Raw genomic sequence first — 26582 nt, 5'->3', positions numbered from 1 at the left:
ACACTAAGGAGAACCCTTGAAACCGGTACTGCTGCTCGACATCGTGGGACTCACTGAGCAGTCACTGCGGGATATGCCCCGTTTATCCAAACTCGCGGCTGCGGGCTGGTCCTCCGAACTGGCTACAGTCCTTCCTGCAGTCACCTGCACAGTTCAATCGACTATGCTCACCGGCCTGCCGCCGTCCGAGCACGGGATTGTTGGCAACGGCTGGTATTTCCGTGAGCTTGGCGAGGTATTCCTGTGGCGCCAGCACAACAAACTGGTCACCGGAGAAAAGATCTGGGAAAGTGCCCGCCGCAAGGAACCTGATTACCGCGCGGCAAACATTTGCTGGTGGTACGCCATGGGCATGTCAACGGACGTGACCGTGACTCCCCGCCCGATCTATCACGCGGACGGGCGGAAATCGCCTGACGCATACATTCGCCCCCCGGCGCTTCACGACGAATTGGTTTCCCGGTACGGCAAATTCCCACTGTTCCAGTATTGGGGGCCGACCGCAGGCATTGCGTCGACACAGTGGATTGCCGAGTCGACCAGACATGTCATGCGAACCCAGGCGCCGGAACTCCTCATGGCCTATCTGCCGCACCTCGATTACGACCTTCAGCGTTTTGGGCCCAACCATCCTCAAGCAGTCAAGGCGGCCGCCGAACTTGATGCCGCGCTGGCTCCCCTGCTGGACGAAGCTGAATCACGCGGGTACGCGGTCATCGCTGTCTCGGAGTACGGAATAGAAGAGGCGCATCTGCCCGTAGACATCAACCGTGTCCTGCGCAAGGAAGGCCTGCTGGAGGTTTATGTGCAGGACGGGAAAGAGCAGCTGGATACGTGGGCATCCCGTGCCTTTGCCGTTGCCGACCACCAAGTGGCACACGTCTACGTTCCGGACCCCGGCGACGTGGCACGGACAGCGGACATTCTGAAGGGAACCAGGGGGATCGATGAAGTCATGGACCGGAACGCCCAGGCGAGGTTCGGCCTGGACCATCAGCGCTCCGGTGAACTCGTCGTCATTGCGGAGCCGGGCGCCTGGTTCACTTACTATTTCTGGCTGGACGATGCCCATGCACCCGAGTATGCACGCGGTGTGGATATCCACAGGAAGCCGGGGTATGACCCGAGCGAACTCTTCTTCAACCCGGCAGACAAACTGGCCAAGGCCAAGGCGGGCCTGAACCTGGTCAAGAAAAAAGCGGGGCTGCGCTATGCCATGAGCACCGTGCCGTTGGACCCCCGCCATGTACGCGGGACCCACGGGCGGCTTCCCGCATTCCGGGAAAGCACGCCACTGGTGATTTCCTCTGAAGAGCAGCTGCCGCCTTTTGTCGAAGAACTGATGCGTTCGGGCAAACCTATCCCTGCTGCAGCGGTGAAATCCCTTGTCCTCCAGACTCAAGGGCTGCCTGAATGACCGAACACTGACTTATGTTCTTTGTGCAACAAACTGCACGTGTGGCCAAGGGTTACATCGCAGGCGGCAGTGTTGCGCCTGCGTTTCCAAGGAATTGGGAAATTTTGTAGAAGAAAAGAATTTGTTTTTTCAAACCACTAGCGCTTCAAGAAAGCCTCCATTAGCGTTCTACCTGACCTGACTCCGGCTGGTCCGGGTCCTCAATGGCGAGAAGAGAGATGGCGATGACAGTCACAAGACGCGGGTTGGCGCAATCACCCGGGCATCAGGCGGATGCCAGCAAAACCTCGGCAAAACGTATACGGCGGGCCAGCACAGCCCTAGCCCTGGCCGCGCTGATGGGCGTATCCCTTGCGGCAGTGCCGGCGCAGGCGAGACCGAAGCCCGGTGTCCCCGCAACCGCTCCGCCGGACTCGGCTTTCCAAAAGGTAACTCTGAACGACAACCCGGGCGAACCGGTTGACCTTGCCGTGCTGCCCAACAGCGACGTGCTGCACACGACCCGTCAGGGCGAGGTATGGCTAAATGATGCGGAAACCGGACTGAACACCCTGGCGGCAACCGTCGACGTCTACGAGCACGACGAAGAAGGCCTGCAAAGCATCGCTATTGATCCGAACTTCGGCAAAAGGGGCAGTAACTGGGTCTACATGTATTATTCTCCGCCCTTGGATACGCCCGTTGATGACCCGGCTACGCCCGACGTCAACGAGGGCGATGCTCCGACCACTGGAACAGCCGCAGACTTTGAGCCCTTTAAGGGTTACCTGCAGCTCTCACGGTTCAAATTCGATGGAAGCACTGTCGATATGAACAGTGAACAACGGATGCTGCAGGTACCCGTGGACCGCGGAAGCTGCTGCCACGTCGGAGGAGACATCGTCTTCGACGCCCAGGGGAACCTTTACCTGTCCACGGGTGACGACACCAATCCCTTCTCCTCCGGCGGCTACAGCCCCCTCGACGAACGCCCCGAAAGCAATCCGGTATTCGATGCACAACGCTCCTCCGCCAACACAAACGACCTTCGCGGAAAGGTGCTTCGAATAACCCCCACCAGAAACGGTGGCTACACCATTCCCCGAGGTAACCTCTTCAAGCCGGGGACGCCCCTCACCCGCCCTGAAATCTACGTGATGGGGCTCCGCAACCCGTTCCGCATTGAGTTGAACCGGAAGACCGGCGAGCTCTTCATCGCGGACTACTCTCCCGACGCGGGCACCGCAGATCCGCTCAGGGGCCCGGCTGGGACAGGCAAGTGGGCAGTCATCACCGAGCCGTCAAACTACGGATGGCCTTACTGCGCCACGGCCGAACTGCCGTACGTAGACTATGACTTCGCCACCGGGACCTCAGGTGAGACCTTCAACTGTGCGGCGCCCGTCAATGAGTCACCCAACAACACGGGCCTGCGCGAGCTGCCCCCGGTGGCTCAGCCCGAGGTTTGGTACTCCTACGACCTATCGGATGAATTCCCGGAGCTCGAGACCGGAGGAATCGCCCCGATGGCGGGTCCGGTCTACAACTTCGACAAGAAGGCAACCAAGGGACAAGCGCCCGTAGCCTGGCCAAAGTACTATGACGGCAAATCCTTCCTGTACGAGTGGACCCGTGACTACATCAAAGCCATGACCATGAGTTACGGAGGAGAGCTCGCCTCCATTGAAAATGTTGTTGATTCGATCATCGTGGACAACCCCATGGACATGGAGTTCGGTCCCAACGGTGCGCTCTACGTACTCGAATACGGTGATGGGTACTTTGGCGAGAACCCGGATGCCCAGCTCTCCCGCATCGATTACATCGGACAGGGCGGGAACCATACTCCGGTAGCGGTGGCCGCCGGCACTCCCACAGTGGGCATGGCACCCCTGACCGTGCAGTTCTCCAGTGCAGGTACAACCGACGCCGACGGCGACAGGCTGCGCTACGCCTGGGACTTTAACTCCGACGGAGTGGTGGACTCACGGCAACCCAACCCCACGTACACCTATCAGGAAATCGGGACGTACACGGCTAACCTTCAGGTGACCGACCGAGGCGGCAAGCATAGGGGCAAATACTCCTCCGCGGAGGTCTTTATTGAAGTAGGCAACCAGGCCCCGGTAGTGGAGTTCGTGACTCCCGTTGCCGGCCAGAGTTTCCAGTTCGGAGACACCGTGAGCTACGAAGTCCGCGTGACGGATGACCAGCCTGTTGACTGCTCACGTGTCCAGATCACCTACATTCTGGGCCATGACAGCCACGGTCACCCGCAGACAAGCACCACGGGCTGCACCGGATCCATCACCACCACCGTGCCTGAGGGACATGATCCCGCAGTCGACAACCTATCGGGCGTATTCAGTGCTTCCTACACCGATGCAGGCGATGGCGGCACGGGTCCGCTGACCGGAACTGCCGAAGTTGCACTGGTCCCGTCCCCATAACGCTGAAGCGGGGCAGACGGACGAGATTCCATAGATAAGGAGCGAAACCGGGAAGGGACCCTGTGCCGGGCCGGCACAGGGTCCCTTTGCGTGAATCCCTTCACTCTCCTGCCAGCCCTTGCAGGTAGCCTGCCGGGTCAGCCAGCAGAGGTTCGAAAACCAGCTCCGCTGCACCTATCAGGATCTGGTCTTCCCCGAGCGGGGCGAGCTCGATTCTCACGTTTTCCCAGGGTCTGCGGGGTCCGCAGCCGGCGAGGGCTTCCTCCAAAGCGCCGGGCGCCGCACGCACCAGGATGCGAAGGAACCCGCCTAGGACAATAGCTGAGGGGTTCAGGAGGCTCATCACCGTTTTCAAGCCCACGGCCAGCAATCCGATCTGGTGAGAGATGACGGCGCACAGCTCATCGTTGGAGGACCCGTCCTGAAGCTTCTCCAGAAGGGCTTCCTCAAGGTTTTCGATTTCCCCGGAGGGCAGGCCAACTGCCTCGATCAGGGCAGCCCTGGTGACCTCGGCTTCCAGGCAGCCGGAGGAGCCGCAGGTACAGGCGGTGCCGCCGGTACGTACGTGCGTGTGGCCCAGCTGCCCGGCAAACCCTGCCGCTCCCCGGATCAGGCGTCCGTCGCTGATGACGCCCCCGCCGATGCCGCTGGCACCGCCGTAGAGATAAAGCAGGTCGGCCACGCCCCGTCCGGCACCAAACGCCGCCTGGGCGCGGGCCCCCACAACGGCATCATTCGCTGTGAACACCGGCAGTCCCAGCGCTTCCCCAAGGCGGGAGCTCAGCGGCTCGTCCTGCCAGCCCAGGTGGGGCGCTTCGATGACCGTTCCGTCGTCGGTCCGCACGAGCCCGGGGATTGCCAGTCCCACGCCCATGACCCGGTGGCCTGCGGGCAGGGAAGTGCGCATCCCCGAATAGACGGCTGTCACGATGTTGACCACCTCAACGCCGGACGGTGCCCGGACCGTATGGAACCGGACAGTGTTGACTATGTGGCCGCCCAGGGAGACCAGGGCCACGCTTACGACGTCGACATCAGGGTTGACAACCAGCGCTAGAGCGGCGGGGCTGGGATCGATCTTGATGCTCGGACGGCCGTGCAGCTGTGCTGTATCCAAGTCGCTCTCCACTGCCAGGCCCAGCTGGGATAGCTCGGCGACAAGGACTGCGATCGTGGAACGGTTGAGCCCGGTTGTCCGGGTGAGCTGGGCACGGGATATGCCAGCAGTGGAGTGCACTAGCCGCAGGACGGTGGAGAGGTTGTGCTGGCGGCTCGAATCCCGGTTGCTGCCCGGATGCGTGCGGGCGGTGGCAAACATATTCTTCCCCCGTAATAGGTCCTTCTGGCGGACGGGCCAGAACCGGACTAGTTTCCCATAGTAAACGTGCTCTGGGGCATCACCTGCGGAAAGCAGGATCAGAGGGAATGGAGCTCCGCAAGGAGGGAAAACAAGAGTCTTTCCAAGCTCCCGGCAAGCCCAGCGGGAATCTCTTCCCCAAGTTGTTTCACTGCGGCGTGTGCGTGTTCGGATGCCAGATGGACAGCGTGCTCCCGTGCCCCGCACTCCGTCAACAGGTCACGGATCCGCCCAGCCCCTGCGGCCGTCAGTTCCCCTGATCCTACGAGCTGTGAAATCTCTTTCCACTGCGGCTTAGTGGCTGCATAGGAGAGCAGGACGGTCCGTTTGCCCTCCCGGAGGTCTCCGATGTTCGACTTTCCAGTGTCCTCTTCATCGCCGAACGTCCCGCGAACGTCATCGGCAATCTGGTAGGCAATTCCGGCATCCCGTCCGAAGTCGGCGAGCCTTCCGGCAACGGAGGCTGGGGCCCCTGCCAGCAAGGCGCCGGCTTGAAGCGGTGCCTCAAAGGAATAGACAGCGGTCTTACGGCGGGCCACAGTCCGAACCTCCTCGGGGGAGGGCATTTGAACCGCCAGGGCGAACTCAGCATCGAGGAGTTCGCCTCCGATGGAAGAGAACACGGCGTAGTCCAGGATGCCGTTCAGCCGCTGCCGCACCTCCCCGCTCGCTTCAACCGCTTCGTGGAGGCGGTAGGCCCCTGCCAGGGAAAGGTCCCCAGCCAGCAGCCCGGCAGCCATGCCGGCGTGCTGTGCAGCCTCCGCGGATGCGCCCGCACGCCTGGCCTTATTGGCGTAGTGCCCCGACACATTAGGGACCCCACGCCTCGTGGGGTCCCGGTCAATTACATCGTCGTGAATGAGGAACGCGTTGTGGAGGAGTTCATAGACCGCGCCGAGTTTGGCCGCTGCGGTGGGGTCGGATCCTCCCAGCTGGCGGTAAGCGAGCATGAGCAGGCGCGGACGAAAGCGTTTTCCGCCGGCTGCGTTCCGTTCGATCGCTTCCCACAGGCTGAGGTAGGCCGGATGGAGGGAGACAGCCCGGAGCTTGGCATCCGTAAAGAACTGGTCCAGCACCTCTTCGACCAGTCCCAGCTCAGCATCGGTTTCCAAGGTGTACTCCGCGTCAAGGAATTTCACTATGCGCCCTCTGCTTCGTCAGTGATGCCTGGCCGTGCCTGCCGCTGCCTGGGGAGGTTAGCCGCCCCGTTTAGACGGCCGCGCGGAAGCGAAGCGCTGCTGCAGCAGGACCGCGACGACGATGATCATGCCTTTGACGATGGCTTGGACGGAAGTGTCTAGGTTGTTCTGCGTGAAGATATTGGTCAGGGTGGCGAAGATGAGCACACCCAGGACTGTGCCCATGATGGTGCCGCGGCCGCCCGCCAGCAGGGTTCCGCCCACAACGACGGCGGCAATCGCGTCGAGTTCGTAGAGCAGGCCGTGGGTCGAGGTGCCGGCCGTTGTCCGGCCGAGCATCATGACTGCGGCGATGCCGGCGGAAAACCCGGACAGGACGTACAGTGCCACCAGATGCCGCTTGACCTTGATGCCTGCCAGCCGGGATGCTTCCCGGTTCCCGCCAATGGCTACGGTCCTGCGGCCGAACGTGGTGCGGTTCAGCAAGAACCAACCCACGGCTGCGGCCAGGATGAAGATCCACACTAGAACGGGAATGCCGAGGAATTCTCCTCGCATGACCTTGAGGAAGTCCCGGTTGGTGACGATCTGCGTGCTGCGGCCGGAGATCAGTTCGGCCAGCCCCCGCGCACCCACCAGCGTGGCAAGCGTGGCGATGAACGCAACGACGTTTCCGTAGGCGATCACCACGCCGTTGAGCAGGCCGACTCCCGCACCGACGGCCAGGGCCACCAGGACCATGAGCAGCCAAGATGACTGGGTCGCTGCGAGCTGGATACTCGTCAGGCTGGCAACCACCGTGGCCAGGCCCATGACCGAACCCACGGAAAGGTCGATTCCGCCGGCTGTAATGACAAAGGTGACGCCGATGCTGATGACGCCAATGATGGAGGCGTACCTCAGGATGGTGAGCAGGTTCTCCACGTTCAGGAACCGGTCACCGCTCGTGATGGCGCCCACGGCGAAGAGCAGGCCCAGCGCGAGGACCAGGCCGAGGCTGCGTCCCGCTGAACCGCCCAGGGCATTTTTCACCGGGTTGTTCCTGGCGCCGCTGCCCCCGGGCGGGGTGTTGGTCGGATCAGCGACCGTGGTGTTGGGCTCGCTCACGCGGCACTTCCCTTCATGATGAGATCGAGCACGCCATGCTCGTCAATGTCGCTTGGGTTGGTTTCGACCAGGACGTTGCCGTCATCGATGACGAGTACTTTGTCAGCGAGTCCCAGCACCTCTTCGATCTCGCTGGAGACGACGATGATGGCTGCTCCGTCTGCCGCGAGCCGGCGAATCAGGGTGTAGATTTCCGCGCGGGCGCCGACGTCGACACCCCTGGTCGGTTCGTCGAGCAGCAGGACAGGGGTGCCGTGGACAACCCAGCGGGCCAACAGGATCTTCTGCTGGTTGCCGCCCGAAAGGGTGCGGGTGGGACGGTCCGGATCGGCCGGCCGCAGTTCCAGGGCGGTGATCTGGTCCCGTGCGGCATCCCGTTCGGCTTTTTCATTGAGGTACCCGCCGCGCGCAAACCGTTCGAAGGTGGACAGCGTGACGTTCTTGAAAACCGGCTCATCCAGGATGAGTCCCTGGCTTTTCCGTTCTTCCGGGGAGAGCCCGATTCCCGCCTTGACGGCGGCGGGCACTGAACCGGGGCGGAGTCGTTTGCCGTTGACTGAGATCCTGCCGGAGGTAGGTTTCCGTACTCCGCAGATGGTTTCCAAGATCTCCGAACGCTTGGATCCGACCAGTCCCGCGAAGCCCAGGATCTCTCCCGCCTTGATGTGGAAACTGACTTTCCGGAACTCTCCCTGCAGCTCGAGGTCTTCCACGTCGAGTACTACCGGGGCATCCGGGGAAGGGGGATGCCGTGGCGGGAAGACATTCTCGACGTCCCGTCCGGTCATCAGCCGAACCAGCTCCGATCGTGAAGTTTCCGCAACCTGGAGGCCGCTGGCGGTGCTCTTGCCGTCCTTAAGTACGGAAATCCGGTCACCAATCTGGCGTATCTCCTCGAGTCGGTGGGAGATGTAGACCACGGCGATGCCCTGCGCGGTGAGCTCCCGGATGACGCGGAAAAGATTCGCCACTTCACCGGAATCGAGGATGGCGCTGGGCTCGTCCATGATGATGAGCTTCGTGTCGCGGGACAGAGCCCGCGCCAGGCTGACAATCTGCTTGTTGGCAGCGGACAGCGATCCGACCTCGGCCGAGGGTGAGAGCCGACTGTGCCCGAGCCGCTTCAGCAGCTCCCGTGTCAGTGCGTTGGCCTCCCTGACACGCAGTATCCCTCCGCTTGCGTTCTCGTGTCCCAGGAAGATGTTCTCCGTCACCGTCAGGCCGTCCACGACATCCAGCTCCTGGTACATGGTCGCGATGCCCAGGCCCAGTGCTTCAGTGGGATGGGGGAGGGAGACTTCCTGGCCCTCCCAGAGGATCACCCCGCCGTCCGGCTCGTACACCCCGGAGAGGGTCTTGATCAGGGTGGACTTGCCGGCGCCGTTTTGGCCCATCACGCAATGGACCTCTCCGGACCGCACTTGCAGGTCCACACCCTTGAGTACCTGGACACCACCGAACTGCTTCGAGAGGCCGCGCACCTCGAGCAGTGGGAGCTGATCTTCATCGAACATGTGAGGAACCTAACACATTATGTCGGCGGTCGGTATAAGGTCGTCGATCATTTTCGTTCTTCTGTTATTGTGATGCGAATCACGCAAAGTTGCGGCTTTCAGTGGTGGTCATGTTCCTGGCGAAGACGCACTTACTCAATGAGGAGAGACAGATGCCTGCAGTTCTCAAGAAACGGAAAATGCTCATCCCCGTCGGTGCCTTCCTTGCTGTTGGCGCCCTGGTCACGGGGTGCACGCCCGGGGATGAGGGCGGAGACAGCCAGCCCACCAATGCTTCGGTTGAGGGCAACGAGGCCGAGGGGGACACGGTTGTCATCGGCTTTTCGGGGCCGGCAGCAGATCATGGCTGGCTCGGTGCCATTAACAGTGCCGCCCTCGCCGCAGCGGAGGATCTTCCGGACGTGGAGTTGCGGGTCGCGGAAGGCACCAATGACGCCAACCTCCAGATCAGCCAGGTTGAACAGTTCATCAACGACGGCGTTGATGCCATTGTGCTGCTGCCGACGGACGGCGCTGCGCTGACCCAGGTGGCGACCCAGGCGACCGAGGCCGGAATCCCCGTGATCAACGTTGACCGGGAGTTCTCCAGCCCCTCTGCAGCCCGGGCCACCGTGCTGGGAGATAACTATGGCATGGGTGTCAGCGCAGGAAACTATATCTGCGAGAAGCTCGGCGGGAATAACGACGCCGTTGTTGCCGAAATAGCCGGTGTCGACTCGCTGCCGCTGACGCAGGATCGCAGCCGGGGCTTTGCGGACGCCCTCGAATCCTGCGGATTGGACGTGGACAACCGAGTGGCTGCGGACTTCACGATTGCGGGCGGAGAAGCGACCACGTCACAGCTGCTCTCCGCAGCCCCGAAGATCGATGCCATCTGGAACCACGATGACGATCAGGGCATCGGCGTCCTGGCGGCAATCGACAACGCCGGCCGGGATGAGTTCTTCATGGTCGGCGGCGCCGGATCGGCAAACGCCATGCGGGAGATCCAGTCCGGTGAAAGCGTCCTGGAAGCTACGGTGATCTACCCCTCCACCCAGGCAGCGGACGGAATCCGCCTGGCCCGGCTGATCGCGCAGGATAAGGCAATGAGTGACTTGGTAGAGGTAGAGGTCCCGAAGCGCATTGTCCTGAATGCCCCGGTAGTCACTCAGGAGAACGTCGAGCAGTATCTGCCGACCGCCTTCGAGTCCTAGCCCCCCCCCCCCCCCCCCGCGGGACGCCCCGGGTCTGGGCGTCCCGCGGCCGTTGAGTTTTCCAACAGCCGGAAGAGGAACCATGCTGAACGACGTATCACCCCTGCGAGTTGCCATGATCGGCCACGGATTCATGGGTGCTGCCCATTCACAGGGATGGCGGGTTGCGCCGCGGTTTTTTGACCTTCCTGCCCGTCCGGAAATGACCTTGCTTGTTGGCCGGAACGCCGGGCGAACGGAAGCGGCTGCGCAGAAATGGGGATGGGAGCAGACGGAGACCGATTGGCGGGGTGCCATAGCCCGTGACGACGTCGATGTCATCGATATTGTCACACCTGGTGCTTCCCACGCCGAGATCGCCATAGCAGCCCTGGAAGCGGGCAAGCACGTGCTGTGCGAGAAACCGCTTGCCAACAGCCTTGAAGAGGCCGAAGCCATGACGGCGGCAGCGGAGGGCGCGGTCGGCAGCGCCATGGTTGGCTTCACCTACCGCCGGGTGCCGGCGGCAGCGTTCGCCAGGGACCTCGTTCAGTCCGGTGCCGTTGGAGAGATCCGGCAGGTACGCGCCGTTTACCTCCAGGATTGGCTGGTTGACCCCGAGGCTCCCCTGACCTGGCGCCTCCAGAAGGACCTTGCAGGTTCCGGTGCCTTGGGTGACTTGGGGGCCCACGCCGTCGACCTCGCGCAATTCATCACGGGCCAGAAGATCACTGCCGTCAGCGGCACCCTCAATACCTTTGTCCACGAACGGCCCCTTCTTGGCCACGGTTCGGGGCTGGCCGGGACCGCAACCGCAGAAAGAGGCACTGTCACGGTAGACGATCTTGCCCTCTTTAACAGCCGGTTCGACGGCGGCGCAGTCGGCTCCTTCGAAGCGACCCGCATGTCCACCGGCCGGAAGAACGCGCTCCGGATTGAAGTCGCCGGCTCGCGGGGAACTATTAGCTTCGATTTGGAAAAGATGAACTCGCTGGGTTTTTATGACGCAACGGCCCCTGCCACCCGCCAGGGATTCACCGACATCATGGTCACCGAACCTGAACACCCGTACATATCAGCCTGGTGGCCCGCCGGACACATGCTGGGCTATGAGCACGGTTTTTCACACCAGGTAAAAGACTTCGTGGAAGCCATATCCGAGGGGCGCCAACCGGAACCCTCCTTCGCCGACGGACTGCAGGTGCAAAGAGTCCTCGGCGGAGTGGAACGCAGCGCGTCACACGAGAGTATTTGGACCGGGACCGAAAGCTGACGCAGGCCGGACGCGGTTGCCTGGACCACGTGGTTGCCTGCTTTCAGCACCAACAGTCAATGCACTGCCTGTCGCCCCTAGCGGACGCGGTCCTCGCGGTTGAAGCGCAGCTTGCGGCCCGCATCGATACTGATCAGTACCGCCGGCTCCCGGCCCAGTGCGGCGTCCAGCGCCTCAACTAGGCGCGTGGCGTCGGCGGCGATCAGGTGGGGTGCCGCACCTTGCCGGGGATTGATGCGAATCCGCAGGGCCGAGCTGCCCCGCACGTCATAGGTGCTGACGGCGGCAGCCGCCACATCGGGATCTTCCTGCAGTGCCGAGCGCAGGGCCTGCTCCGCCATCGCGCCGCTGATCGCCACCCGGCCCGGTGCGCCGTCGTCGTCGTATTCTGACACCAGGGTTCCGGTTCGGCCGCGGCCCTGCGCGGCGGCCCAGAGGACCAGAAGCACAATCGCCACGAGCATGGCTACGGCCAGCAGCACCCAGATCCAGCTCTGTGACTGCCCTGGGAGGGCGGTGTCCGCCCCGAAAGCCTGGATCCGCTCCAGCATGTTAGGCGCGAAGCGCTGCCAGCTGCCGGCGGCACCGCTGTCGAGGGTGAGCCAGAGCAGGCCGCCGCCGATCCCGATGAGGATCAGGCCGATCAGCCCCAGCAGGATGCGGTTCAGTGCCCGGGGTGTGCGGTTCACTGGCCGATCACCCCCACGGAAGACACCTGCACGCGAACCTCGGGGCGGGGCGCCAGGCCGGTCAGCTCCAACTCTTCGGTCACGGCCGCGCGCACCGCCTCTTCATCGACCGGGATGCCCGACGTCGGCCGGATGCGGACGTCAATACGGGTGCGGCCCACCGTCACCAGCACCTGCTCGGCAGTGACGCCGGCAGTGAGGCGGGTCCGGCGCGCCAGCGAAGAGGCCAGCACTTCAGCGTCCACCACGACGGCGGCGCGCGGGTTGGGCAATGAGTAGCGCGGACGCCTGCCCGGCAGGACCGCCTGCAGGAAGAACACCAGGCCCGCCAGCAGGATCAGCAGTCCGCTGAGTCCCAGTATGGCGGAGTCTGCGTTCTCGGGAAGGCGGGAAAGCCAGGCGCCCAGGGCGGCAGGGTCTGTGAGCCAGGCGTCCTGGCCGAGGGCCTGGAGCGTTGCTTCCAGCAGGACGTATAGGCAGAAAATAATGGCCAGGATGACCAGCACTATGGAAGCGGCTGCCCGGCTGGCGTGGGTTTCACGGCGTACGATCTGCCGCGTGCGAACGTCGTTGCTGCTCACCGGACCCTGCTTCCTTCCTCGAGGTGGACCCCGGTAATGCGTATGTCCACGCGGGAAACGAGCGAGCCGGTCAGTTCGGTAACCCTGTCCCTGAGCAGGGGTTTGGCCTCATGGGCGCGGTCCCAGACGGATCCGCCGGCCCGGCTTACAAGATTCGGATCAGCCGCGATGCGGTTCAGGGGCGGAAGAGCAACCGGCAGGGCAAGAGACATGGCGAGCATGCCCTGGTCATCGGACCAAGTGACCCTGATCTGCGCCGGCGGAACCCGAAAGAACTCGGCTGCCGCGGCTTTGGCCGTGGAGGTCAGCGCCTGGGTGCTGATCCGGTTGTGTCCGGCGAGACCTGCTTGGCGTTCAGCGGCCGGAACTGCGGGCAGGACTGCGGAGCTCACGAGGAAGAACGGCGTCCGGTCAGCGCGTCACGGACAGTGCGGAAATCCACTTTGCCCTCGGCGGCGCGCCCGCACAAAGCCCCTGCTGCAATGAACAGTGCCATCAGCAGGAAGCCCCAAAAATCGAAAATCAGTGCGGTGAAGGCGAGAACGGCTCCGATCGCCATGCCTGTAACGGTTGGTTTCATTGTTCCTGCCTCATGACGGTGATCCCGAACTCTTCTTCGACCCTATAACGGATACTGCCGCAGCCCTTCCGCTAAGCGGACTCGGACCCTGAGCCCGGCTTGTCGGACCGGCCTTCGGCCGCACCTGGAATCTGGACATCATTCACGTCAACGTTCACTTCCACCACCCGCAGTCCCACCAGCGATTCCACCGCAGAATAAACGGCGGTACGGACATTGTCGGCAATCCGGGTCAGCGGGGTTCCGTAAACAGCCACGAGGGTCACGTCAACCGCAACTTCAGTCTCACCCACATCAACGTGGACCCCTTGAGTGGCGCTGGACGCACCCACTGCATCGCGGACGGCGCCCAGCGCACGTCCGGAACCGGTGCCCAGTGCGTAAACTCCTGCCACGGACCGGGCGGCAATGGCAGCAACTTTGGCCACTGCCTGCTCACTGATGGCCGTCTTGCCGCCGACCGCGGTTGGCGGAACCGCATCGGGAACCGATGCGGGGGCCGGATTTACCGTGCGGTCCGGAGCAGGTGCGTGCACGGGGGCCCGATGGGCGGCGGCATCCGCGGATCCCTGCCCGGCCAGGCCGGCCTGGGCCGCGGACATGTTCTGGTTCTGGGCATCATCCATGCTGCAAAGCGTATCCTGCAGGTCCGCACTTTGGGCAGGCAGGGCCACGGGCGGCCGTCATCGCCGCCCCACCCTGCGCCCGGTCAGGAGCCCCGGCTCAATGCCGATGAAAACATCCCGCTGACCGCCGCCCCAGGGCTCATCCATGCGGCGGCCCCAGAGTTCGGTCAGCAGGTCCGCGTCCGTGACCGGCTCGGCACGGCCGCTGAGCAGAACCGACCAGCCTTCCATGCGCCCGGAATCATGGTGGTCAATCTGGAACGATGCGTTTTGGTGCTCCGGTCCACCTCCCAGCACGCCGTCCCGCGCTGTTCGGAAATACACGCCTTGGTCGTGGACCACGTAGTTGACCGGGAACACCAGCACCCGGCCGTTGTCCTGGTAGGCAACCCGCCCGGTTCCCGTGCCCGCCAACAGCGTCCAGCACTGCGCTTCCGTCAGGTCCTCACTCTGGTGGGTTGCAGCAGTTTCCCACACAAAAGCCTGTGTATCTTCCGTCGCCATCATTGCCTCCGAAGTAGATTCGGGACCATTCAAGCGGGAACCCGCAGATTTTGGGAAGAGAAGCTCCGGGTTTTTCCGGTTATAGGGTGTGGGTTCTGTTGCGACGCCGGGGGTGCCGCAGCCGAAATTAAAGACGCCGCCGGCAGCGGCGGACAGTTAAAAGAAAAACCCCGGACTCGTAAGTCCGGGGTTTTAGCTGGTGGCTCCGACCGGCGTCGATCCGGTGACCTTTCGATTTTCAGTCGAACGCTCTACCAACTGAGCTACAGAGCCGGGCATCATCGCAACCGATGATCACCGAGATCTTCCAAATCGCTTCAGAAAATCTGAGCGACCCTGACGGGACTCGAACCCGCGACCTCCGCCGTGACAGGGCGGCGCGCTAACCAACTGCGCTACAGGGCCTTGCTTTTCACGAGTGTAAACTCTACCAGCATTTTGCCGGTCCGATTACCACTCCTGAGTACCCCCAACGGGATTCGAACCCGTGCCGCCGCCGTGAAAGGGCGGTGTCCTAGGCCGCTAGACGATGGGGGCCTTTAGAACACACAGGGAACGCTTGGAAGCGGAAGTTTCCGTTCGTTTGCGCCCCTGTGGACTCATAAAACTATAGGGCCTGTTTGGGCAAACAGCAAAACGGCCGCCGTAACCGGGCCGGAGGCCGCCCCGCTAAAGTGGCTTAGGTGCCCATAGAGATGCTTCCCGAAGACTTCGAGACCGCAGTGGATGACGCCATCGATACCATCCCCGCGGACCTGGCCGCCGCCATGAACAACGTCGCGATCTTCATCGAGGACGAGTACATCCCGGACCCCGGAGAGGACCCCGCAACCGAGCTGCTGGGCCTGTACGAAGGCACCCCCCTGACGGAACGGGATTCGTGGTGGGATGCCGGTTCCCTTCCGGACCGCATCGTCATTTTTCGCGGGCCACTGATGCGGATGTGTTCCTCCAGGGATGAGTTGGTCGATGAAATCCGCATCACGGTTATCCACGAGGTCGCCCATCATTTCGGGATCGACGACGAGCGCCTGCACGAACTTGGCTGGGGGTAGTTAGCCTTAAGGCATGGGAGATCATCACGGCCACAGTCACGGACTGCCCGCAGGAACCGCCACCGGACGGCACCGCCGCAAACTGCTGATCGTTTTCCTGATCACCATCAGCGTTGTTTTCCTCCAAGTAGTGGGTGCCCTGCTCTCCGGCTCACTGGCTTTGCTTGCCGACGCCGGCCACATGCTCTCAGACGCCGCCGGTGTTTCAATCGCGCTGCTGGCAGCCTGGATTGCCACCCGGCCCGCCACCAAGCGCCGCACCTACGGTTACCAGCGCGCGGAAGTCCTGGCCGCCCTGGCCAACGCCGTGCTGCTGATCGTCATTGCCACCGTCATTTTCGTGGAGGCGATCCGCCGCTTCGGATCGGAACCCGAAGTGCACACCGGCCTCATGCTCGGTGCCGCGATTGTGGGCGGGCTGGCCAACCTCGCGTCCCTGCTGGTCCTGCAAAGCGGCCGCAAGGAGAGCCTGAACGTGCGCGGCGCCTATCTGGAGGTCTTGGGCGACCTGCTGGGGTCGGCCGCCGTGGTGGTATCCGCCGTCGTCATCATGCTCACGGGTTACCAGCAGGCGGACACCTGGGCATCCATCCTGATTGCCCTGATGATCCTGCCGCGGGCGTGGTCGCTGCTGAAGGAAGTCATCGATGTCCTGCTCGAAGCCACTCCGCAGGGCGTGGACACCGAAATGATCCGGGACCACATTGTGCGGGTGGACGGCATCTCCGATGCGCATGACATCCACATCTGGACCATCACCTCGGGTGTTCCGGTGTTCTCTGCACACGTGGTGGTCGACGACGACCATCTCACCTCCGAGCGGATGGACCAGCTGCTGGACCGGCTGACCACTTGCCTCAGCGAGCACTTTGACACCGAGCACTGCACGTTCCAGCTGGAGCCGGCCACGCACGCCGTGCACGAGGGACAGCAGCACGCCTGACCCCGGGCATCCCGGTCCGGGCTATTCCTCCGGAAGGGAACCGAAGTTCGCCCGGTCCGCCAGCCGCGGATCCTCGTGATCGGGAACCACCATTACAGGACCCTTGGCATGATGCAGCACGCTTTGGCTGGTGGAGCCCATCAGCATGCCGGCGAACCCTCCGCGCCCGCGCGTGCCCATGACGAGCAGTTCCACGTCCGCCGTCCGGTCGATCATGATCTCGGCGGGAGGACCGTCGAGCAGCTGCACGGACATCGGCAGGTCCGGGAAGTGGCTTTGCAGCCAGGCCTGGCCTGCCCGCAGCTGCTCGGAGATTTCCTCGTGCAGGGCTTCAAGGTCCAGCGGGGCGGGAACCCAGGCAAGGGAGCCGCTGAAGGGCGGCAGTGCGCAGAGGATCTGCAGCGGCAGTCCTCGGCTCATGGCCTGCTCAGCGGCAACGAGGGACGCCGCACGCCCCTGTTCGGAGCCGTCCACGCCCACCACCACCACGTCCTCAACGGTCTGCGTAGTGGGTGATCCGGACGGCGGCCGAACCCCGGCTTCGGGGAGCCGTCCCGCCGTTCGCAGGGGAACCACCACCGTGGGGCATTTGGCATGCGCCGGCAGGGCGCTCGAGACCGACCCCAGCAGGCGCCCCACGAAGCCGCCGCGGCCCCTGGACCCCACCACCATCAGCTCCGCTTCCTCGGACAGCTCCAGCAGGACGGCGGACGCATCTCCGGTTTCGACCCGCGGAAAAACCTCAATGTTGTACCGGCTGATGCGCTCCAGGGCCTTGTCCAGGACGGACTGTGCACCCTCACGGATGATGGCGTCATCCATGGTCGAGTAGCCGGCGTCCATGGACGAGGCCGCAAAGATGGGCACGGTATATGCGGTGACGACATGCAGCGGGCTTCTGCGCCGCTGAGCCTCCTTCGCTGCCCACACGAGGGCACACAGGCTTTGGTCGGAGCCGTCCACACCCACCACGATGCCCGTCGATGCCTCCAGCCCACTGTCTTCGCTCCACATTGAACTACCCACAGTTCCGCACCCCTCTCGCTCCGCCCACGGCCGCCGGCGTCCCGGAGGAACGCCGCCAAACACCGCTCTAGTGGGTAGCCTACAGTGCCTCGCCCCGGAGAGAGACGGCTTCCGGAACACACCGAAAGAGGCACTACACGGCACCGCGAAAGGCGGATATGCTTCGGGGCATCACAACCGGAAAACCTGCCCGCATCCGTCCGGGGCGGGCATCTGCGGAACCGGAAGAGGCGCCGGCCCCGCAGCCTTGATCTACGTCAGGGGGTTGCCTCGGTGGTTAGAACAGTGACCCGCAAGGTTAACGGCACGGCAAAAGCAGTACCCCCGGCGGCGGGAATCCACACGGAAGTGACCAGCGCCGTCGTCATTGGCAGCGGGCTGACCGGCCTGGCAGTAGTGAGTGAACTGAACCGCCGGGGCGTGGAGTCCGTTGTCCTGGACGGCCTTGCGCATGACAGCCAACCGACCCATGTGCCGGTTACGGATTCCGCCGGCCTGCCGGGACGGGCCGAACTGCTCCGCCTGCTGCACGGTTACGCGACGGGCCACTCCTTGGATATCCGCCGCGGCACTGCCGTCCAGGCAGTGGGCCTGCTGCGGGGTTCCAAGATTCCCGCACCGGTGACTCGGACAGCCGTCAAGTGGGCGGTCCGCACCCCCGAGGGCCTGCTGCTGGCCGATGCCGTGGTGCTGGCCGGATGCGGGCGCCCGGCAGTGCTAAAGCTGCTCCGCTCACTCGGATTCACTGCCGGAGCGGAACGGCGCAAGTCCCTGCGCAGTGCGGGCCTCTACGTTGTGGGTGCGGGGGAAGCAGTTACTTCGTCCACCCGCGAACTGGTCCGTCAGGCCAAGCGCGCGGGACAGGAAGTGGCTCAGCGCGGCGCGGCTTTCGACTCTGGTTCCGGGGTTTGGACCGGCAGCGCTTAGTTCCGGCGCGGACGGACGCGATGAATCTCACGTTACGGGCTCTCCACCCTTATATGTCCTCCCGGTAATGCGACCAAAGGCGCGCGATAAGATCGAATGGCGGGATTCCCCTCACACGCCAAGACCCATTCAGAGGAAGCGTCATGCTCAAACAAGGTTCAAAGCTGGACCGGTATTTCGAGATCTCCAAACGGGGTTCGTCCGTCTCCCGCGAAGTCCGGGGTGGTTTGGCCACATTTTTCGCCATGAGCTACATCGTGGTCCTTAACCCGCTGATCCTCGGCGGCCAGGACGGCGTAGGCAACACACTGTCCGGGCCTGCTGTCGCTGCTGCCACCGCCCTCGTGGCCGGCGTGCTGACCATCATCATGGGTGCCTGGGCCAAGCATCCGTTTGCGCTCGCTACCGGGCTGGGCGTCAACGCCTTCGTCGCCGCAACGGTGGCAACCAATCCGGGCCTGACCTGGCCCGACGTCATGGGCCTGGTCCTGCTTTCCGGCGTGACCATGTTCATCCTGGTCCTGACCGGTTTCCGGACCGCGGTCTTCAGGGCCGTTCCGGCCAGCCTGAAAACGGCGATCGTCGTCGGCATCGGCATGTTCATTGCACTGTTGGGCTTTGTGAACGCGGGCTTTGTCCGCCGCATCCCCGACGCGGCCGGCACCACCGTTCCGCTGGAATTGGGGACCGGGGGCCAGTTGCTGGGCTGGCCGAGCCTGGTCTTCGTCTTTGGCCTGCTCGTGACGATCGTCCTGATGTCCCGCAACGTCAGGGGCGCCATCCTCATTGGCATCGTGTCCTCCACCGTCCTCGCCGTGATCATCGAGATGGTCGCTGCCCCCGGCTCCCAGGGCGCCGGCATCGAAACCGGCTGGTCGCTGGTCACCCCGAGCATGCCGCAGTGGGCGGCCCCGGATCTTTCCCTGCTGGGCGAAGTCAGCGTCTTTGGTTCCTTCCAGACGCTTGGTGTCGTCGCTGCGTCCCTGCTGACCTTCGTGATCCTGCTGAGCATCTTCTTTGACGCGATGGGCACCATGGTGGGCCTGGCGTCCGCCGCCGGATCCGTCGACAAAGACGGTAACATCCCGAACGTGGACCGCGTCCTCCTGGTCGATGCAGCCGGTGCAGTCGCAGGCGGTGCCGCGGGTGTTTCCTCCAATCAGATCTTCGTGGAATCCGGCTCCGGCATCGCTGAAGGCGCCCGCACCGGGCTGGCCTCCGTGGTGACCGGCCTGCTCTTCATTGTCGCCATGTTCCTGACGCCGCTGATTTATCTGGTGCCGTTTGAGGCTGTCGCCCCCGCACTGGTGGTGGTGGGTTTTCTCATGGTTTCCCAGGTTGGCAAGATCGACTGGAGCGACATTGGGTTGGCCATTCCCTCGTTCCTGACGATTGTCCTGATGCCGTTCACGTACTCCATCGCCACCGGCCTGGGTGCCGGGTTCGTGACTTTCGCCGTGATCCGCCTCTTCCAGGGCCGCGGCAAGGAAGTCCACCCGCTGATGTATGTGGTGGCCGCAGCCTTCGTGGTGTTCTTCTCCGTGGGGGCAATTTCCTCAGCCCTCGGGGTCTAAGTCCCCGTACCCGAAGCAGTCGGGTTTCGAAGGGCATGAAGAAAAAGGCCGTCCGTGGTGCACTGTGCATCACGGACGGTCTTTTTGCTGCCAGAAATCCGTCAGGACGCCTCTTCGTCCGTCAGCGGACGCGTGCCCGCGGCAAAGGCGCGCACCTGGGCGTCATCCCACAGATGGGCAGGAACGCCGCCGCCCAGCAGGGTCCGCGGCAGGGACGGGTGCCCGGCAAACGGTGCGTCACTGCCGGCAATGATCATATTGCCGTAGCGCCGGCCCTTGAGCATCGCGGGATCCGCGACGACGGCGGTGTGCGCAAACACCCGGCTCACCGCGGCGGCTTCGCGGCGTGCTCCGCGCAGATCCGGGGTGTCGCCGCAGTTGATGATGTAGAGCCCGCCGGGTGCCAGTACCCGCGCCGCCTGGGCGGTGAATTCGAGGGTGGTGAGGCGCTCCGGAGTTTTGGCACCGGCGAAGACATCACGGATCACCAGGTCGCGGCTGTCGTCGTGCAGGGTTTCGGTGACCTCGCGGGCTTCCCCCACGCGCAGCCGCATCAGGGGTGCACGCGGCAGGTCAAACCAGGCACGCACCAGCTCGGCGAGGCGGCCGTCCAGTTCCACCACCACCTGGCGGGCATTGGGAAAACCGGCGGCAAAGTAGCGGGCCATGGAGCAGGCGGCGCCACCAAGGTGCAGGGCGCGCAGCTTCGCGTCGGCTTCCCAGTGTGTGTCCACAAGCGCAGCGATCCAGCGCATGTATTCAAAGTCCAGCAGGCGCGGATCGGCGACGTCGATGTGGGAGCTGTGCACTCCGTTGACCTTCAGGATCCAGCCGTGGGGGTTGAACTGGTCCGGGATCAGTTCACAGGTTCCGGTGTCCACCGGATAGGTTCCGGCCACCGGCCCACCCGAGGGCGCATCTCCTGTATCCGCAGAGTGAGCCGGATTCTTTCCGGGCCGCTGCCGGCCCATCAGGCAGCCATCCGGAGAACCGGAATGGTCCGGAGGCAGCCGGTCGGCGTCGTCGCGCAGGGAGTAAGGGTCATGCTTCCAGTTTAAGCGCCTGCAGCGGTGCCGCCCGCGGCGGGAACGAGACTTCAGGAACGGGTGCTGCCGCTCCCGGAATCCGCTTCCCGGGTCCGTTCCAGCGCCGCTTCAAGCCGCTGGACCTTGCCTTCTATTTCACCGGTGTGGCCGGGCCGGATGTCGGCTTTGAGCACCAGGGACACGCGGCTGCCGTAACGGCCCACCGCTTCCGTGGCACGGCGGATCACCTCCATCACCTCGTCCCACTCCCCCTCAAGGGTGGTGAACATGGAATCGGTGCGGTTGGGCAGGCCGGACTCGCGCACAATCCGGACTGCCGCGGCGACGGCGTCGTGCACTGACGCGTCAGCCGCCGCGGGACCCGCGGGAGTGTCCGGACCAACGCCGGACGGGGCTACTGAAAAGGCAACTAGCATGAGGCCCAGTCTGCCACCGGCGCCTCCGAAAGCAACCCCGCCGGCCGCCGGCCCGCCCACGGGTCCAACCCGCAGGCGAGCCGGACGCGCTCAGGCCTCCGTTGCGGAAGAGCCCTGTTCGCGGGCCAGCCGGTCCGCGCGTTCATCCCGCTCCGCCTGCCGGACCTCGGCAAACTTCTCATTCATGCGCGAATTCCGCTGGCCGTAGGCGAAGTACACCAGGAATCCGATGAGGAGCCAGCCGGCGAAGTAGATCCACGTTTCCACGGCCAGGTTGGCCATCAGGTACAGGCACAGCAGCGCTGAAAGCACGGGCAGCACGGGTCCAAAAGGCACCCGGAAGGAAGGCTTGAGGTCCGGGCGCTTGCGGCGCAGTACGAGGACACCGAGGCTGACCACCACAAACGCGGACAGCGTGCCGATGTTGATCATCTCTTCCAGCACATCAACCTGCGTGAAGCCGGCTACCAGTGCCACCAGGGTGCCGCACAGGATCTGCAGGCGGGCCGGGGTGGCGTGCTTGTCGCTGGTGCGGGAGAGGGAGCGGGGCAGCAGGCCGTCGCGGCTCATGGCCAGCACCACGCGGGCCAGGCCCATGAGGAGCACCATGATCACGGTGGTGAGGCCAATCAGTGAGCCAATGGCTATGACCTGCGCCGCCCAGGTGTTGCCCACCAGGCTGAAGGCAGTGGCGAGGTTGGGCGCTTCGGCGGCAGCGAGATCGGTGTAGGAAACCATGCCGGTCAGGGCCAGGGATACGCCGATGTAGAGCAGGGTGACCACTGCCAGTCCGGCGAAGATGCCCCGGGGAAGGGTTTTGCCCGGGTCCTTCACTTCTTCGGCGGACGTCGCCACGACGTCGAATCCGATAAAGGCGAAGAAAACGATGGCGGCACCGGCAAACACGCCGAGTGCACCGTACTGGGCCGGCGCCGCACCGGTCAGGAAGGAGAACAGCGACTGCTGCATAACGCTTTCGGCGCCGGTGCCTCCGGTGGGTACGGAATCCGGAATGAAGGGCGTGTAGTTCTCGGCCTTGACGTAGAAGAAGCCGGCGACGATGACAAACAGCACCACGCCGATCTTGATCAGCGTGAAGACGTTGCTGACCTGGGCGGACAGCTTCGTGCCCATCACCAGCAGTACGGTGAAGACCGCGACGATCAGGAGCGGGCCCCAGGTCAGGTCCACCGGACCGAGGTCGATGGTGGCCGGAACGTCCCAGCCGATCAGCCGGAACACCTCACTGAGGTAGATGCCCCAGTACTTGGCGATCACGGCCGCGGCAGTGAACAGTTCCAGGATCAGGTTCCAGCCGATAATCCAGGCCACAAGTTCGCCCATGGTGGCGTAGGTGAAGACGTAGGCGGAGCCGGCCACCGGAATGGCGGTGGCGAACTCGGCGTAACACATGATGGCCAGCGCACAGGTGAGCGCAGCCAGGACAAAGGACAGGGTCACCGCCGGACCGGAGAAATCGGCTGCCGCCTTGGCGCCCACCGAGAAAATCCCGGCACCCACGGCCACGGCCACCCCCATAATCATGAGATCCCAGGTGGTCAGGGAGCGTTTTAGCCGCCGTCCGGGTTCGTCGGCATCCGCTAGGGAATCCTCAATGGGTTTGGTTCGGAAGAGACTCACGGTGGTCCTTGTACTCGAGGTATTCGGTAAAACTGACCGATCAATCGTAGGCCGCAGACCGGCGCTCTCCAGTTTAATCCCACATGCTGAGACGTTACAGTCCAGCCAGGACGGGGGAAACGGTACGCGGCGGGCTCCGGCGGCCTGCCTGCTAGCCACTGCCCGGTGCTTTTGGGAAGATGGAACAGTGTCGCCGGTCACACCTTGTGCGCTTCCGGTGTCAACGAAGCGGCACGGCCCTGAAGCCCACAGATCGGACAACCACCATGGCCCTCGGAATCTATGTCAGTGCCATGACCCCGGGGTCCGGCAAGTCCCTTGTCACCCTCGGCCTTGCCGACATGCTGCTGCGCCATGCCGACCGCGTAGGGTTCTTCCGGCCGATCGTGGAAGGCTCCGAACCGGCACAGGATCCCATGGTGCGGCTGATGCAGCGCAACTTCAACCTGACCGCCGAGACAAGCCGGGGCGGGCTCACCCGCCGCGAGGTCCGCTCCCTGCTTGTGGCCGGCGAACGCGGTGAAGTGGATTCCCGGTGCCTGACGATCTACAACGAAGTCGCAGCCCACTGCGACGTGGTGATCATCGAGGGCACCGACCTGTCCGGGCACGACGTCGCCCTTGAGTTTGTCCTGAACGCCCGCCTCGCGAACAACCTGGGCGCTGTGGTGCTGGCGGTTGTCAACGCGCGGGAGATGACGGTGCCGGAAACGGCCGATGCGGTGGACGTGGCCAGGCGGGAGCTGCACGACGCACACTGTGACCTCCTCGCCATGATGGTGAACCGGGCGGAGCCGGACGCCGTGGATGAAGTCAGGGCCGCCGTACGCCCGGGAGCCTCCGGCCGGCCGGTGTACGTGATGCCCGAACTGAACGAGATTTCCCAACCCTCCATGTCCGAGGTCGCCAGGGCTCTGCACGCGCGCCAGGTGGCCGGCAGCGCATCCTTGGAACGCGACGTCGTCGGCATCAAGGTCGCTGCCATGACGGTGGGGAACTTTATTTCCCAGCTGGACCACGGCAATCTGGTCATCGCCCCCAGCGACCGGGCGGACGTCATGGTGGCTGCGCTGGCCTCCGCCGTTTCGCCCGAGTTTCCGGTTCCCAGCGGCATGGTGCTGACCGGCGGCCTGCCCATTGATGCGGGCATCCTGGCCCTGCTGTCGCAGGCACCGTTTCCCGTGTTCGCCGTCGACGACGACACGTACACGGCCGCGCGGAAAGTCAGCCGGGTGCGCGGCGAGATTGCCTCGGGCCAGCGCCGGAAGGTGGCGGCCGCCCTCGGCGTCTGGACCCGGCACGTGGACGAGCATGAGCTCCTGGAGCGACTGGAGCTGCCCCGCCCGGAGAAAACCACGCCGCTGCGGTTCCTGAACCAGCTGATCGTGCGTGCCCGGGCGCAGCGCAAGCACATTGTCCTGCCGGAGGGCCTGGACGCACGGGTGCTCCGCGCCGCCGAAATCCTGCAGCGCCGGGACGTGTGCGCCCTAACCATCCTGGGGCCCGAAGGCCAGGTGAGGGAACTGGCGGCCAGCGAAGGCGTTGACCTCAGCGGCACCACCATCATCAACCCGGCAACCAGTGGACTGCGGGACGACTTTGCCCGCGAATACGCGGCCCTGCGGGCCAAGAAGGGCGTGACCCTGGAGGACGCCCGCGAACGTATGCTCCACGGGGCATACTTTGGCACCATGATGGTCCAGCTGGGACGGGTGGACGGGATGGTCTCCGGAGCGGCCCACACCACTGCCAACACCATCCGGCCGGCACTGGAATTCATCCGCACCAAGGAAGGGGTGGAGATCGTCTCCTCGGTCTTCCTCATGCTGCTGGAGGACCGGGTGCTGGTATATGGGGACTGCGCTGTCAACCCGGAGCCGGATGCCAAGCAGCTGGCGGACATTGCCCTGGCCTCCGCGGACACTGCCGCCCGGTTCGGCGTGACGCCCCGGGTGGCCATGCTGTCCTATTCCACCGGAGCTTCGGGACACGGTGAATCGGTTGAAATGGTCCGCGAGGCCACCGAACTGGTCCGCAGCCGCCGGCCGGACCTGCCGGTGGAAGGACCCATCCAGTACGACGCCGCAGTGGACGCCTCCACTGCCGCCTCGAAACTGCCCGGTTCCAGCGTGGCCGGGCAGGCCACCGTCTTCATTTTTCCCGACCTCAACACCGGCAACAACACCTACAAGGCGGTGCAGCAGTCGGCCGGAGCGGTGGCCGTCGGGCCAATCCTGCAGGGACTGCGGAAACCGGTCAATGACCTTTCCCGCGGCTGCACCGTTGAAGACATTGTCAACACCGTGGCCATCACCGCGGTCCAGGCCCAGGAGGGCTGATGCTGGTACTTGTCATCAATTCCGGATCCTCGTCGCTGAAATACCAGGTGCGGGACACCGCAACCGGTGAGCTCCTGGTCAAGGGCATCATCGACCGGATCGGCGAAGAGGCGGTGCCGGACCACGGCGCTGCACTGGAGGAGCTGGCCCGCCGCCTGCCCGAAGCTCTCGGCGGTCGGGACATTGACGCCGTCGGACACCGGGTGGTGCACGGCGGCGAGCGCTTCAGCGAGCCGGTCCTGATTGACAATGAAATTGTCCGCTCCATTGAGCGCCTTAGCCCGCTGGCACCCCTGCACAATCCGGCCAGCGCCCGCGGCATCCGCGCCGTGCATGACAAATGGCCGGACACTCCCCAGGTGGCAGTTTTCGACACCGCGTTCCACCGCACCCTGCCCGAGCACGCCTGGCGCTACGCCCTCCCCAACAGCCTCTACCGCAAGTACGGCATCCGCAGGTACGGCTTCCACGGGACCAGCTACGGTTTTGTGGCTCCGGCTGCGGCACGTTTTTTGGGGATCAACCCTGAGGAGTTCGACGCCGTTATCGCCCACCTCGGCAACGGGGCCTCGGTGGCGGCCATCAAGGACGGCCGGAGCATCGACACCTCCATGGGGTTCACCCCGCTGGAGGGACTGGTGATGGGCACCCGCAGCGGTGACGTTGATCCGTCCATCCTGGTGTTCCTGCTCCGGGAAGGGTATGACGCGAAGACCCTTGATGATCTCTTGAACCGGGAGTCGGGTCTTTTGGCCCTGGGTGGTGCCTCGGATATGCGGACTCTGGAGGAGGCGGCGGCAGCCGGGAACACAACCGCCGCCACGGCCCTGGACATTGCCGCGTACCGGCTCGCCAAGTACATCGGCGCCTACCATGTGGCTGTGGGAGGCGCGCAGGCGGTGGTGTTCACTGCGGGCATCGGAGAGAACTCCTGGGACTTCCGCGAGCTGACCGTGGACAAGCTCGGCGCCCTGGGGGTCGAGCTGGACCAGGATGCAAACCGGCGGCGCGAATCGGGGGCGCGGCTGATCAGCAGTGCCGCGTCTGCCATTCCTGTCCTGGTGGTGCCCACCGATGAAGAGGAAGCAATCGCCGAAGCTACAGCTGAAACCGTGGCCCGGAACAGCGCCTCGCCCGCGGGTGCGGCGCCCAGTTAGCAGGTGCCGGGCCAGTAACCACTCCCAGGGGCAGACAGACGGTCTCACGTGGGATAACGTCGGTTAC

The 26582-nt window shown here is 64.1% G+C and carries 24 protein-coding genes and 3 tRNA genes; 10 read left to right on the top strand and 17 right to left on the bottom strand.

Annotation, left to right across the window (positions count from 1 at the left end; genetic code table 11):
• Positions 1-16 precede the first annotated feature (16 nt).
• Together KG104_RS00835 and KG104_RS00830 are read left to right on the top strand one after the other, a co-directional pair.
• The gene (locus tag KG104_RS00835; RefSeq protein ID WP_207348583.1) at positions 17-1417 is read left to right on the top strand and encodes an alkaline phosphatase family protein; all 1401 of its coding nucleotides are present in this window, start codon (positions 17-19) and stop codon (positions 1415-1417) included.
• A 338-nt stretch (positions 1418-1755) separates the two neighbouring features.
• Positions 1756-3846, top strand: coding sequence for a PQQ-dependent sugar dehydrogenase (locus tag KG104_RS00830; protein WP_216202337.1), 2091 nt, complete (start codon positions 1756-1758; stop codon positions 3844-3846).
• Positions 3847-3946: 100 nt separating this feature from the next.
• On the opposite strand, the gene KG104_RS00825 is transcribed toward KG104_RS00830, so the two are convergent.
• From KG104_RS00825 to KG104_RS00810, 4 genes are all read right to left on the bottom strand, one after another.
• The gene (locus KG104_RS00825; RefSeq protein WP_207348581.1) at positions 3947-5164 is read right to left on the bottom strand and encodes an ROK family protein; all 1218 of its coding nucleotides are present in this window, start codon (positions 5162-5164) and stop codon (positions 3947-3949) included.
• 98 nt (positions 5165-5262) lie between these two features.
• The gene (locus tag KG104_RS00820; RefSeq protein ID WP_207348580.1) at positions 5263-6342 is read right to left on the bottom strand and encodes a polyprenyl synthetase family protein; all 1080 of its coding nucleotides are present in this window, start codon (positions 6340-6342) and stop codon (positions 5263-5265) included.
• 57 nt (positions 6343-6399) lie between these two features.
• Positions 6400-7449, bottom strand: a complete 1050-nt coding sequence (locus tag KG104_RS00815; RefSeq protein ID WP_207348579.1) for an ABC transporter permease — start codon at positions 7447-7449, stop codon at positions 6400-6402.
• Positions 7446-8963, bottom strand: a complete 1518-nt coding sequence (locus tag KG104_RS00810) for a sugar ABC transporter ATP-binding protein (RefSeq protein ID WP_207348578.1) — start codon at positions 8961-8963, stop codon at positions 7446-7448. Before KG104_RS00810 ends, KG104_RS00815 begins: the two co-directional genes overlap by 4 nt.
• Before the next feature lie 152 nt (positions 8964-9115).
• On the opposite strand from KG104_RS00810, the gene KG104_RS00805 reads away from it, so the two are divergent.
• Together KG104_RS00805 and KG104_RS00800 are read left to right on the top strand one after the other, a co-directional pair.
• Complete coding sequence (locus tag KG104_RS00805; RefSeq protein ID WP_207348577.1) at positions 9116-10159, top strand: substrate-binding domain-containing protein; 1044 nt, start codon at positions 9116-9118, stop codon at positions 10157-10159.
• 115 nt (positions 10160-10274) lie between these two features.
• Complete coding sequence (locus tag KG104_RS00800; protein ID WP_207348304.1) at positions 10275-11411, top strand: Gfo/Idh/MocA family protein; 1137 nt, start codon at positions 10275-10277, stop codon at positions 11409-11411.
• 77 nt (positions 11412-11488) lie between these two features.
• Here the strand turns inward: KG104_RS00800 and KG104_RS00795 are convergent, their stop codons facing one another.
• The 9 genes from KG104_RS00795 to KG104_RS00755 all read right to left on the bottom strand — a co-directional run bounded on the left by KG104_RS00795 (position 11489) and on the right by KG104_RS00755 (position 14928).
• A complete protein-coding gene (locus KG104_RS00795; RefSeq protein WP_207348087.1) occupies positions 11489-12100 on the bottom strand; it encodes a hypothetical protein in 612 nt (203 codons plus the stop codon).
• The gene (locus KG104_RS00790; RefSeq protein ID WP_207348088.1) at positions 12097-12681 is read right to left on the bottom strand and encodes a DUF6286 domain-containing protein; all 585 of its coding nucleotides are present in this window, start codon (positions 12679-12681) and stop codon (positions 12097-12099) included. The genes KG104_RS00795 and KG104_RS00790 overlap by 4 nt, the downstream gene beginning before the upstream one ends.
• The gene (locus tag KG104_RS00785) at positions 12678-13073 is read right to left on the bottom strand and encodes a hypothetical protein (protein ID WP_237688638.1); all 396 of its coding nucleotides are present in this window, start codon (positions 13071-13073) and stop codon (positions 12678-12680) included. Before KG104_RS00785 ends, KG104_RS00790 begins: the two co-directional genes overlap by 4 nt.
• Complete coding sequence (locus tag KG104_RS00780; RefSeq protein ID WP_104053608.1) at positions 13070-13261, bottom strand: DUF2273 domain-containing protein; 192 nt, start codon at positions 13259-13261, stop codon at positions 13070-13072. The genes KG104_RS00785 and KG104_RS00780 overlap by 4 nt, the downstream gene beginning before the upstream one ends.
• Positions 13262-13332: 71 nt before the next feature.
• A complete protein-coding gene (locus KG104_RS00775; protein WP_237685530.1) occupies positions 13333-13887 on the bottom strand; it encodes an Asp23/Gls24 family envelope stress response protein in 555 nt (184 codons plus the stop codon).
• A 57-nt stretch (positions 13888-13944) separates the two neighbouring features.
• Complete coding sequence (locus KG104_RS00770) at positions 13945-14391, bottom strand: pyridoxamine 5'-phosphate oxidase family protein (RefSeq protein ID WP_181032487.1); 447 nt, start codon at positions 14389-14391, stop codon at positions 13945-13947.
• A gap of 197 nt (positions 14392-14588) precedes the next feature.
• Positions 14589-14664: transfer RNA gene (locus tag KG104_RS00765), tRNA-Phe, on the bottom strand.
• A gap of 58 nt (positions 14665-14722) precedes the next feature.
• Positions 14723-14796: transfer RNA gene (locus KG104_RS00760), tRNA-Asp, on the bottom strand.
• Positions 14797-14855: 59 nt separating this feature from the next.
• Positions 14856-14928, bottom strand: a tRNA-Glu gene (locus tag KG104_RS00755).
• A gap of 158 nt (positions 14929-15086) precedes the next feature.
• Between KG104_RS00755 and KG104_RS00750 the strand changes: the two genes are divergently transcribed.
• A complete protein-coding gene (locus KG104_RS00750; protein WP_207348306.1) occupies positions 15087-15446 on the top strand; it encodes a metallopeptidase family protein in 360 nt (119 codons plus the stop codon).
• 13 nt (positions 15447-15459) lie between these two features.
• Positions 15460-16389, top strand: coding sequence for a cation diffusion facilitator family transporter (locus KG104_RS00745; RefSeq protein ID WP_104053605.1), 930 nt, complete (start codon positions 15460-15462; stop codon positions 16387-16389).
• A 21-nt stretch (positions 16390-16410) separates the two neighbouring features.
• On the opposite strand, the gene KG104_RS00740 is transcribed toward KG104_RS00745, so the two are convergent.
• Positions 16411-17403, bottom strand: a complete 993-nt coding sequence (locus KG104_RS00740) for a universal stress protein (RefSeq protein ID WP_104053604.1) — start codon at positions 17401-17403, stop codon at positions 16411-16413.
• A 297-nt stretch (positions 17404-17700) separates the two neighbouring features.
• Between KG104_RS00740 and KG104_RS00735 the strand changes: the two genes are divergently transcribed.
• Positions 17701-18342, top strand: a complete 642-nt coding sequence (locus tag KG104_RS00735; protein ID WP_207348089.1) for an NAD(P)/FAD-dependent oxidoreductase — start codon at positions 17701-17703, stop codon at positions 18340-18342.
• Between the two features lie 143 nt (positions 18343-18485).
• The gene (locus KG104_RS00730) at positions 18486-19916 is read left to right on the top strand and encodes an NCS2 family permease (protein WP_207348090.1); all 1431 of its coding nucleotides are present in this window, start codon (positions 18486-18488) and stop codon (positions 19914-19916) included.
• 101 nt (positions 19917-20017) lie between these two features.
• Here the strand turns inward: KG104_RS00730 and KG104_RS00725 are convergent, their stop codons facing one another.
• The 3 genes from KG104_RS00725 to KG104_RS00715 form a co-directional block, all read right to left on the bottom strand.
• Positions 20018-20887: a spermidine synthase gene (locus KG104_RS00725; RefSeq protein ID WP_104159933.1), complete on the bottom strand. Its 870-nt coding sequence runs from the start codon at positions 20885-20887 to the stop codon at positions 20018-20020.
• Positions 20888-21012: 125 nt separating this feature from the next.
• A complete protein-coding gene (locus KG104_RS00720; RefSeq protein WP_207348091.1) occupies positions 21013-21378 on the bottom strand; it encodes a thiamine-binding protein in 366 nt (121 codons plus the stop codon).
• Between the two features lie 90 nt (positions 21379-21468).
• Positions 21469-23019 carry an APC family permease gene (locus KG104_RS00715; protein ID WP_207348092.1) on the bottom strand — a complete coding sequence of 517 codons (1551 nt, stop codon included), beginning with the start codon at positions 23017-23019 and terminating at the stop codon, positions 21469-21471.
• A gap of 266 nt (positions 23020-23285) precedes the next feature.
• On the opposite strand from KG104_RS00715, the gene pta reads away from it, so the two are divergent.
• Complete coding sequence (gene pta, locus KG104_RS00710; protein WP_207348093.1) at positions 23286-25358, top strand: phosphate acetyltransferase; 2073 nt, start codon at positions 23286-23288, stop codon at positions 25356-25358.
• Entirely contained in the window at positions 25358-26515 is a 1158-nt protein-coding gene (locus KG104_RS00705; protein ID WP_207348094.1) for an acetate/propionate family kinase, read from the top strand. Before pta ends, KG104_RS00705 begins: the two co-directional genes overlap by 1 nt.
• The last annotated feature ends 67 nt before the right edge of the window (positions 26516-26582 follow it).

This window comes from Arthrobacter sunyaminii (assembly GCF_018866305.1).
GTDB lineage: Bacteria > Actinomycetota > Actinomycetes > Actinomycetales > Micrococcaceae > Arthrobacter_B > Arthrobacter_B sunyaminii.
Note: the sequence above shows the minus strand (reverse complement) of the source record. Positions and strands in the feature narration are given on the sequence as shown.

Excerpts from the sequence above, each read along its gene's own strand:
- KG104_RS00830 (WP_216202337.1), top strand. The coding sequence starts at position 1,756 with ATGGGCGTATCCCTTGCGGCAGTGCCGGCGCAGGCGAGACCGAAGCCC.
- KG104_RS00825 (WP_207348581.1), bottom strand. The coding sequence starts at position 5,164 with ATGTTTGCCACCGCCCGCACGCATCCGGGCAGCAACCGGGATTCGAGC.
- KG104_RS00810 (WP_207348578.1), bottom strand. The coding sequence starts at position 8,963 with ATGTTCGATGAAGATCAGCTCCCACTGCTCGAGGTGCGCGGCCTCTCG.
- KG104_RS00805 (WP_207348577.1), top strand. The coding sequence starts at position 9,116 with ATGCCTGCAGTTCTCAAGAAACGGAAAATGCTCATCCCCGTCGGTGCC.
- KG104_RS00800 (WP_207348304.1), top strand. The coding sequence starts at position 10,275 with ATGATCGGCCACGGATTCATGGGTGCTGCCCATTCACAGGGATGGCGG.
- KG104_RS00780 (WP_104053608.1), bottom strand. The coding sequence starts at position 13,261 with ATGAAACCAACCGTTACAGGCATGGCGATCGGAGCCGTTCTCGCCTTC.
- KG104_RS00775 (WP_237685530.1), bottom strand. The coding sequence starts at position 13,887 with ATGGATGATGCCCAGAACCAGAACATGTCCGCGGCCCAGGCCGGCCTG.
- KG104_RS00770 (WP_181032487.1), bottom strand. The coding sequence starts at position 14,391 with ATGGCGACGGAAGATACACAGGCTTTTGTGTGGGAAACTGCTGCAACC.
- KG104_RS00750 (WP_207348306.1), top strand. The coding sequence starts at position 15,087 with ATGCTTCCCGAAGACTTCGAGACCGCAGTGGATGACGCCATCGATACC.
- KG104_RS00745 (WP_104053605.1), top strand. The coding sequence starts at position 15,460 with ATGGGAGATCATCACGGCCACAGTCACGGACTGCCCGCAGGAACCGCC.
- KG104_RS00740 (WP_104053604.1), bottom strand. The coding sequence starts at position 17,403 with ATGTGGAGCGAAGACAGTGGGCTGGAGGCATCGACGGGCATCGTGGTG.
- KG104_RS00730 (WP_207348090.1), top strand. The coding sequence starts at position 18,486 with ATGCTCAAACAAGGTTCAAAGCTGGACCGGTATTTCGAGATCTCCAAA.
- KG104_RS00725 (WP_104159933.1), bottom strand. The coding sequence starts at position 20,887 with ATGGGCCGGCAGCGGCCCGGAAAGAATCCGGCTCACTCTGCGGATACA.
- KG104_RS00720 (WP_207348091.1), bottom strand. The coding sequence starts at position 21,378 with ATGCTAGTTGCCTTTTCAGTAGCCCCGTCCGGCGTTGGTCCGGACACT.
- pta (WP_207348093.1), top strand. The coding sequence starts at position 23,286 with ATGGCCCTCGGAATCTATGTCAGTGCCATGACCCCGGGGTCCGGCAAG.
- KG104_RS00705 (WP_207348094.1), top strand. The coding sequence starts at position 25,358 with ATGCTGGTACTTGTCATCAATTCCGGATCCTCGTCGCTGAAATACCAG.